Raw genomic sequence first — 7,050 nt, forward strand, 5'->3', positions numbered from 1 at the left:
TAGACACGATCAACCGCTACAGCCCATCAATACTCAGGTTTGATCTCCGCCATCAGGTCTTATGGGATGGCTGTGGAGCGCTTTCATCATATCCCCCATTACCTCGTATGACTGATTGCTAGGCGAGGCTGGCACCCAGTCTATCAAGTTCGTAGACGTTTCGATCGTCACCTCAAAATCGACCGCGCTGGCAAGATACTCCATCTCAACCATGAGCCGATCGCCATCCATCCATGCGACCAAAGGATTATCGCGCGACCGGATCTTCGGGTCCTGCCGCAGAACGTAGGCCATAAAGTTTTTCCGACCACCGCCCAGGTAATCGAGATCTGGATCAGCATCGCCCGCAGCAATCTCGGCGGGGGTAAAGTGCTCAGCTTGGAATTGTCCCCAGGTCGACCAATCGGTCGCCGCATAAAAAGTCTCTGCAGAAGCCCAGATGTTACGAATACCTCCTGGAAGGCCAGCTACCGGGCCAGGTTCAGTGCGGGTGCCGGTGTCTGTCGCAGAACCAAAAGCATGATCACGACCCGTGCCCCAGCCAAGGACTCTACCATCAACCTTCAACGCAAAGGATGTATCACTGCCTGCGGCTATATCGATGATATCTGCCAAGTACCCAGATGGATCACTCGGATCTGTCACTAGATGCGCAACAGTACGCGTTGCGGTATCCCCCAACCCTAACTGCCCAACGCCATTATAACCCCATGAATAGACACGCCCGTCGGTGGTTAAAGCAAGCGTATGATAGGCGCCGGCCACAACTTTCTGGATACCCGTTAGGGGTAAATCAGGCCCTTCTTGAATGAAAACTGGGGCAAACTGACGCGTATTGCTGCCAGTTCCATTGCCCAACACCTCCAAGAAGTCAGAACCTGAAGCCAACACACTGCCATCTTCTAAACAGACCACGCTGAAGAATAATCCTACGGCAACCGAACGCACATCCGTCACTCCCGGTACTGGCGCTGGAGTTCGCTGTGAAAATTCAGATCCATCATCCGCCAGCCCCAAGGCACCTGCGGCAGAATTACCCCAGCCGTATAGTGCCCCATCATGCGTTGCGGCAAATACCCTCGATCCACCGGCAAAGACACGCACCACATTTTCCAATCCGGGAACTTGTTGAGCCAACGATCCCGTATCTAACTCAGAATCTATTGGATCGCCACCAAGTCCATCTTGGCCAAGACTCTGTGAGCCCCACGACCAGACACGTCCATTTTCGTCAACGGCTACGCCCCCAAGCCTGCTGAAAAGAGAATGATTAGCTATATCAACAATCTTGGGCAGACCTGGAATCTCCGCGAAGAAACCTCGATTACTAAAGTTTGGACGGCCAAGTCCGCCTGTAGAATTGTTGCCCGAAGCCAAAACTCTCCCAGCCCGGTCCAAAGCGATAGTCAAACGCTCACGTGGCTCAACTTTCGCAAAGCCCGAAGCGACCTTATAGGGTCGGGACATATCAGCTGAAGAAAAGGTTTCAAAGGGCCCGGCCGAGCCGAAGCGATTTTCACCCCAAGACCAGATGCTACGGAATTGCCCCATTTCTAAGACTGTTACATCGATCTGATCCGATCCGGCGCTGTTACCATCGGAGACAGTAAACTCCACGGTGTATTCCCCCACTTCTGGAAAGGATAAAAGATATTCCTTACCGGTGCTCAGAGTGGATACAGAAAGTGATGCACTGGGCCCACTCACCACGCGCCAACCAAACTGAAGCTGTCCCAAGACATCATCGTCTAAAATATCCACTTCAAGAGTCAAAGGACTTAAGACACTGATCCTTTGATCGGCGGCCATAATCGTCGGAACAGGTGTCGCATTGCCCGCACCTGAAACGTCGAAAGTTATGGTATCGACACTAACTGAGACACCATCGTCCACAGACAGCTCCAGTTCATAAACGCCCTCGGACTCGAACTGCACGCGATACTCCACTAGTCTATCCACTTCGGTCACGGACAATCCATCCGGTCCGCTCAGTTGATTCCACTCAACCGTTACTGCTTGCGGTTAATGCGTCAGATCGTCATCGCTAATCACAGGGAAAATGTTGGCTGGTCGAGCAAAGATAACATCCTGATCTTCACCCAGATCAACTAAAGGGACCCCATTCAAATCCCCAGACACATCGAAAATCACGGAGTCGGACGATACCGCAATCCCATCATCAACAATTAATTCTATTTCATAGATACCCTCGGAGGCGAAACGGATTTCGTATTCCTCAAAGTCTCTAATGCTGGTTATTTGCATACCTTCAGGTCCAAGCAATTGATTCCACTCCAACGTCAGCTCCGCCGGTGGATCAGGCAAACCATCGTCGCTGATCGTTGGAAAAATAGAGGCAGGGCGAGCAAACACTATATTTTGGTCTTCCCCAAGATCGACTTCCGGAGCCGTATTCCCCTCACCGTCATAGGTAACAGTAACCGACACAAAATCCCGGACCACGAACTCGCCGTCAGTAGCTTCGAGCTGCAGCGCGTATTCACCAACTTCGTCAAAAGTAACCGAGGTCTCCAAGTCAGCCGGGTCGCTGATGTCCGCCATTTTTGGTGTTTGATTGACCCGAGGTTCGCTCCATGAGAAGACTATTTGTGAGCCGGCCGGCAGTCCGCCGGCAGTGACGCTTCCCGATAGAGCAATAGGCTCACCGATGATTCCGGAAACGTGTTCCCCAGCTTCCACGACGGGTGGGGTGTTTGAGACAGCCTCAGATATCACTGGCGGATAATTCTCCATCGGAGACCGTGAGCTCGAATATGTAAATTCCAGATCCCAGAAGGATCACTTCCGTTGACAGGCTATTAGGAGCGTCAAAAATTGAGATATCAGGACCACCCAGCTGACGCCAAGCGTAGGTGAGGTCACCCAGCGCAGGGAGACCATCGTCAGCGACGATACCAGCAAGCGTGGTGGACGTGGACGCAGCTATCATTTGGTCGGCTCCCGCATCTACGAGAGGTGCCATATTCCCCACGGAAGCACCCACATCCTTTACATCTAATGCCAATGTAGTCGATGCCGCGGCTTGTCCATCATTCACGATCAACCGCAACAGATACTCACCAGAAACATCAAAAACCACATCTGTTGCCAGTGTATTCGGGGACATAAACGACACAGCTCCCGGACCTGAGACGATCTCCCAAGTCACTTCATAGCTCTCCCCATCATCTGGAAGGCCATCGTCGGAAATTTGCCCGAGAAGCGATACAGTATCTCCAGCGATCGGAGCTTCTATGAGACCAGCAATTGTAGGAATAGGCGCTTGGTTGATTGATCGACCGAGGAATAATTCGCGCACTTCAGTATGGCTCAGAGCTCGATCATAGACCCGGACATCGTCAATCAGCCCATCAAAATCGCCAAAAAGATCACTGTTACTCTTATCTCGAGTCGCGCCCACAAGAAAATCGACGGCCGATTCTTTGGTCATTTTTTCAGGTTCGACCCCCAGGGCAGCCAGTCCTTGTGCACCTCCATCTACAAAGCCTAACGCGTTCCCGCTATCTGGATTGTATACAAGAGTAATGTGTCTCCATAAGCCGTTGACTAACGGACGGGCTATATTTCCGACATTCTGCCAACGGTCGTCGATTTTGAGCCTGAGTGAAGTCGGATTTCTACTATCATGATTAAACACCCATGAAAACTGTATCTCCACGGGGTCGGGTTTCTCAAAGTTTCGTGCCTTGCCAGCGACCACAGACTCGTTTTGATCTGCAAATTTAGCCCACATGGAAACAGTCCAGGGCTGATCCCGTTCGAATCCAAATTCAGAGTCATCTAAAACCACCCAATGGGCTGGGCTCTCATCCCCGACATCGGCGGATAGATCTAATGCCCAACCTCGGTAACCATCTTCGACCCAAGCATTTTCGACCTCGAAATTGTTTAACGTTCGCGAACTACCGGAAATCCGATCGACGACGGTGTCGCCCGACCCTTCGTCTAGGGGAAAGTGGGCAGCTTCAGGGTCGGGAAATACGGAGACTTCTCGTGCCGCAACATGAATGGTGACGAGCTGTGAATCAGTCAGGGCTCCATCATCCGCGTCGACACGCACTTGATAAGTCCCCTCAGCATCAAAACTAACCGCAGTCGCCAACGCCGTAGCTTCCGAAAAAATCGCATGACTGCCCGACGGCCCGTCAATCATACTCCAGGATACGGATATGGAGGCGGGATCGAGACTTGGGTGGCTAAGAGAAGCCTGGAGATACGCATCCACTCCTGGAGCAACGTGCATGCGTTGATCTGCAACGTGCATGCGTTGATCTGCTGGCGACTCTATTAAAATCTTTGGACCGGCAGGGTATTCGATCGCAAGCTGAGGCCGCAGCATGGCGTCTGTCGATTCACTAGATGCGATTTCGAGTTTTTCGGCTGTCGGCCGCAGTGTAAGCGTGACCACCCCAGAACTGTCTTGAGCCAGATCTGCTGCGACTATCGATGTAACGTCTATCTCAAACCGCTCACCGGGGGTAACCTCAGCATCAGCCAAGACGGGAGTAACTGACAGACTTTCGCTCGGGCTGGTATCAAAAGTTACTATATTTTCTACCCAACTATCGTCATCGACGTAACCCACTCGAAGACTATCGTCCATTTCAACATCTGTGTTGACATTGGGAACGAAACTCAGCTTAGCACTTGAAATTGTCGTGAGCGCACCCGGTCGATCGATTTCGAACCGTAGAAGCCCTGGCTTATTAGAGACGGTCTGTATCGTCGTTTTGGTTCCAAAATTCTTGTTAGAATTTCCACTAAAATCAGTATCTGCGTCGGGCAATATCGCTTGCATTATCTGGTCGCTCACCTCCAGCCTTGCCGTTCGGGTCTGTGAGCTGCCCGCCGCGTCGGTGACTTCAAATACAATATCATAGCTACCCGCATTATATGCGTTTCCTACGAACTCACCAGAGCTGCTGAGCGAAAAACCTTGTGAAGGAAGTCCACTTACAACTTTCCATTCATAAGGAAGTATTCCTCCAACGGCCTCTAAAGCATGGCGATAGTTCGTGTAAGCGAACGCCTTCGGAAGAACAATCTCAGGCAGCGTCAAGGGATCTGGGGTATTGTCAAAATCGATCTCGCGAAAGATGCCCTGGCTCCCGTTAAAAAAGGTGCCGCTCCCAGTCTGCTCCAGCTTTACTGCCCGGACTTGATAAATCATGGAGCCGCCCGTGGAGACGATCCCCGAATCCGTATACTCAGTCAGCTCAATAGGTGTATTGGTCAGACGAATGAACGGCTCATCCATTGAGGTAGAGCGATATACGTGGTAACCGATCACCTCAGGATCCGGCGATGCTTTCCAAGCGATGTCTACATCCTCACCATCAGCTACGACGCCCAAATTAGAAACAGGCGGGAACATATACAACCTGAGCATAGGATCGCCAATGTGGTTCATGAATAAGGCACCGGTATGGTTTCCATTGACCCAATAGTCTGAACCCACTCGATACAAACCGTCGTCTCCTTGCCAACCTCTATTGTTGATGCTGGTTTTCATCATATCCCCAGTGACATCCCCCAGTCCCATGCGGTGATAGAAGTAGCGCAAACCCCAGATCGACCAAGTGACACTCAAGGTCCACCCATCTGATCCGATCGCAGAAGCCATAGCATTTCTATCCGCCCAAAAACCCCAAAAACTTTGCATTCCTGTCATAAAGACAGATCGCCCAGCGTCCCCCAAATTAGGACCACCTCCACCTTTAAAATAGAAAAGTGACGGTCCAAACTCCGACGACAACAAAGCATCCAAATTTGCCTCATTTCCCCTACCTCGAGCCTCTCCGGCCCCGCCTTTATAATAATCGATATTTTCTAAGCCTACCAAGGCCGACAGACTATTCCAACCCGTCTCCCTGACGTTATCAAATCCGCCTCGAATGATGGAGCGCCGTCCAGGTTTTAAGCTTGGGGCTGCATGTTTATAGCGGTGCAGTTTATTGAGATAAGTCTCCATTTTGGATATATTATCGTTTCTAAACTGACCAAAATCAAAGCGCCCGAAACCCAGTTCCACAAACTCGAGGTCGTCGTCAGGGACACGCACCAGATCGTATTTGCCGTCGTTTGGAAGATTTCTGTAGCGCTCTTCTGTCCGTGAATTTTGGCTGGTATCTGTCCAATCGTCGTCAACATCAGCAAAATATGCATCTGTTCCGAATGCGGCGACATCCCCGTGTCCATCTGGACCAAAATAACGATTTCCAGTCCGCACAATCGGCACCTCTCCTACCAACGCGACATGCTTCACCTCACCCGGGTAACTACCATAGATCGAAATGATTTCGTCGCGCAACGCGACGTGATGAAAGCCTTCCCCAGAGGTATCCTCTCTTGTTGGTGCTACGACGGTATGAACTGTCCAACCATCACCCACTAGATCCTTTTTATACTGCTCAAACGCATCAGGTAGCTCATCCAAAATATTTTGTGCAACCACTACGATGACTCGACCTCGCCAGTCAGTCATATCGACTTCGATGCCGCTGCGGATGTAGCCGTAGAGAAAGGCTGTCAAGGAAGCTCTGTCCGCATCTACCTCGCCCCCAAAAAGACGATACTCATATTCCACTCCCGCCACCACATCGGTGTCTGTCCAGGTCCCATCCCCAATAGGTATCGTCCCCACCTGCGCGCTCCATTCAAGATCATGCGGCCCCTTGCGAAAGACTTGATAGCTGCGCTCCTTCTTATGGACCTCCAGAGTAATAGCAGGCGGATCCGCCTGCACAGTGGCCTCGACAGGCACAGTAGCCTCCAAGCCTAAGCCTTCGACGGGTAGTGGAGAATTAAATTCAGCCTGAGCGTTCAGAACGCACAACAGGCTAGCTAGTATTAAGGGGAGGTAAGAACGCATCAATGGAGGGTAGAGAACTCTTTACCATGGTCCTCATACACGCGTGATCAATATTACTATGATTTACCCCCGCGTTGAGTTGGGTCTAGGTCGTGCAGCCGATCGCTCGACTGCACTCCTACAGACCCGTGCGAGCGCGATTAACGCACACGGTTCCT

General features: G+C 51.3%; 3 protein-coding genes. All 3 read right to left on the reverse strand.

Translation table 11 applies throughout. The annotated features are described in order from the left end of the window. Positions 1 to 33 precede the first annotated feature (33 nt). The 3 genes from HRU10_14620 to HRU10_14630 are packed head-to-tail and all read right to left on the reverse strand — an operon-like array spanning position 34 to position 6,892. Positions 34 to 1,968: a hypothetical protein gene (locus HRU10_14620; GenBank protein ID NRA28466.1), complete on the reverse strand. Its 1,935-nt coding sequence runs from the start codon at positions 1,966 to 1,968 to the stop codon at positions 34 to 36. Between the two features lie 54 nt (positions 1,969 to 2,022). Continuing rightward, positions 2,023 to 2,754, reverse strand: coding sequence for a hypothetical protein (locus tag HRU10_14625; GenBank protein NRA28467.1), 732 nt, complete (start codon positions 2,752 to 2,754; stop codon positions 2,023 to 2,025). Beyond that, complete coding sequence (locus HRU10_14630) at positions 2,726 to 6,892, reverse strand: DNRLRE domain-containing protein (GenBank protein ID NRA28468.1); 4,167 nt, start codon at positions 6,890 to 6,892, stop codon at positions 2,726 to 2,728. The genes HRU10_14625 and HRU10_14630 overlap by 29 nt, the downstream gene beginning before the upstream one ends. Positions 6,893 to 7,050: the final 158 nt, after the last annotated feature.

Source organism: Opitutales bacterium (genome assembly GCA_013215165.1).
In the GTDB taxonomy this organism is placed as follows: Bacteria; Verrucomicrobiota; Verrucomicrobiia; order Opitutales; family JABSRG01; genus JABSRG01.